This is a genomic window from Salegentibacter lacus, assembly GCF_020164555.1.
In the GTDB taxonomy this organism is placed as follows: Bacteria; Bacteroidota; Bacteroidia; order Flavobacteriales; family Flavobacteriaceae; genus Salegentibacter; species Salegentibacter lacus.
Genome location: NZ_JAIQZB010000101.1, coordinates 1 through 256 on the forward strand (window position 1 = coordinate 1; position 256 = coordinate 256).

Genomic DNA, 256 nt, shown 5'->3' on the forward strand with positions numbered 1-256 from the left:
GCCAAGGCTAAATACTCCTGAGAGACCGATAGTGAACCAGTACCGTGAGGGAAAGGTGAAAAGAACCCTGAACAAGGGAGTGAAATAGATCCTGAAACCATACGCTTACAAGCGGTCGGAGCCCTTTAGGGGGTGACGGCGTGCCTTTTGCATAATGAGCCTACGAGTTACCGTTTCCAGCAAGGTTAAGCAGTTCAGCTGTGGAGCCGTAGCGAAAGCGAGTCTTAATAGGGCGTTTTAAGTTGGTAATGGTAGA

Annotated in this window: 1 rRNA gene; it reads left to right on the top strand. The window is 49.2% G+C overall.

The window, feature by feature from the left end:
* Nucleotides 1–256: ribosomal RNA gene (locus LB465_RS18190) — 23S ribosomal RNA — on the top strand; the annotation flags it as partial.